Origin of the sequence: Rhodoferax sp. (assembly GCF_039922535.1) — a bacterium.
GTDB lineage: Bacteria > Pseudomonadota > Gammaproteobacteria > Burkholderiales > Burkholderiaceae_C > Rhodoferax_B.
The window spans coordinates 1-1,570 of record NZ_JBDTEM010000195.1 but is presented as its reverse complement, the minus strand read 5'-3'; the positions used below and the strand labels follow the sequence as shown (position 1 = coordinate 1,570).

General features: G+C 62.4%; 2 protein-coding genes. Both read left to right on the top strand.

Annotation, left to right across the window (positions count from 1 at the left end):
* Positions 1 to 684, top strand: a 684-nt coding sequence (locus tag ABI213_RS09245) for a YncE family protein (RefSeq protein WP_348026827.1), incomplete at its 5' end; no start/stop codon positions are given.
* Positions 650 to 1,471 carry a polysaccharide deacetylase family protein gene (locus ABI213_RS09240; RefSeq protein ID WP_348026825.1) on the top strand — a complete coding sequence of 274 codons (822 nt, stop codon included), beginning with the start codon at positions 650 to 652 and terminating at the stop codon, positions 1,469 to 1,471. The genes ABI213_RS09245 and ABI213_RS09240, both read left to right, overlap by 35 nt.
* Positions 1,472 to 1,570: the final 99 nt, after the last annotated feature.

The following is a 1,570-nucleotide window of genomic DNA, read 5'->3' as shown; positions in this document are numbered from 1 at the left end:
GACCCGTACCAGTTGCGCTTCTCGCCCAATATGAAGTGGTTTGTCACTGCGGCCAACCGGCTCAACCACATCGACATCTACCGCTGGGACGGCAAAGACATCGTGCTGGCCAAGCGCGTGGCGACCGGCAAAACGCCTAGCCACCTGTGGATCGACAGCAAAAGCACCACCATTTACTCCACCATGCAAGACAGCGACGAGCTGGTCGCGGTGGACCTGGCCACCCAGACCATCAAATGGCGCACCCCCACGGGCGCCATGCCCGCCGATGTCTATGGCACAGCCGATGACAAAACCCTGCTGGTCGGCCTGACGGGCGGGGAGGGCGTGGAGGTGTACGACGTGTCTGGCAAGACCCCCGTGCGCACCAAGGTCATCGCCACCGGCAAGGGCTCGCACGCGTTCCGCGCGGCGGGTGACAAGCGCCATGTTTTTGTCAGCAACCGGGTGGCCAACAGCATCAGCAAGATCGACCTGCAAACCCTGGAGTCTGTGGCGACCTACCCGGCACCTGGCGGGCCGGACTGCATGGACGTGTCGGCCGATGGCAAGCTGCTGCTGGTGTCGTCGCGCTGGGCCCGCAAGCTCACGGTGATCGACCTGGAATCCAAAAAAGTCGTGCGTCAAATCAATGTTGGAAGGTCTCCCCATGGCGTTTGGACTCTGGACCACGCAGCACGCTAAAGTTGCTGTTGCTGCGGTATTGATAGCTGCTAGCGCAGGTGCTACCTGCGCTGAGGCCCCAAAACCTTGTGAAAAGCCGGTCTACCTGACTTTCGACACCGGCCATATGGGTATTGCCCCGTTGGTGGCCGAGGTGCTGAACCGCCAGCAGGTCAAGGTGACTTTCTTTGGTGCCCAAGAACGCACCCAAGAAGGTGACGGCAGCCTGGGCGAGCACTGGGCGCCGTGGTGGAAAGCCCGGGCCACCGAGGGCCACGCCTTTGCCTCGCACACGTTTGACCATGTGTACTGGAAAGCTGACGTGCCGGGCACGCCGGTCCGGTTTCGCGTCAAACCTTCGGCCGGGCCGGACACCGACCGCGAATTCACCTGGACCGCAGCCCAGTACTGCGAAGAAATCCGGCGCGCCAGCCAGCGCATGCAGGCCATGACCGGTCAGGCCCCGCTGCCACTGTTCCGCGCACCCGGCGGCAAGACCTCGCCCGCGCTGCTGGCGGCGGCCAAATCCTGTGGGTATGCGCACGTGGGTTGGGCCCCGGCCGGGTTTTTGGGCGACGAGCTATCGAGTGAAAAAACCAGTAACCCCGCGCTGCTGGCCCAGGCCCTGCGCAACATCCGCAACGGCGACATTTTGCTGGCGCATCTGGGCATCTGGTCGCGTAAAGATCCCTGGGCACCAGCGGTGTTGGAGCCGCTGATCGTCGGCCTGAAAGAGCGCGGTTTTTGTTTTCGTACTCTGCGCCAGCATCCCGACTACACGGCGTGGATATCCAGCCATCCCCAATAATCGGGCCCATGGATTTTTTGACAAATTTGTTTTCCGACGCGCAGCAATGGCTGTTTGAAGCGGTCGTCCAGCCCCTGGTGTTTGACCTGGGCTTTGGCG

What these genes read in the sequence shown, in the direction of transcription:
- ABI213_RS09240 (WP_348026825.1), top strand. Translation starts at nt 650, where the DNA reads ATGGCGTTTGGACTCTGGACCACGCAGCACGCTAAAGTTGCTGTTGCT.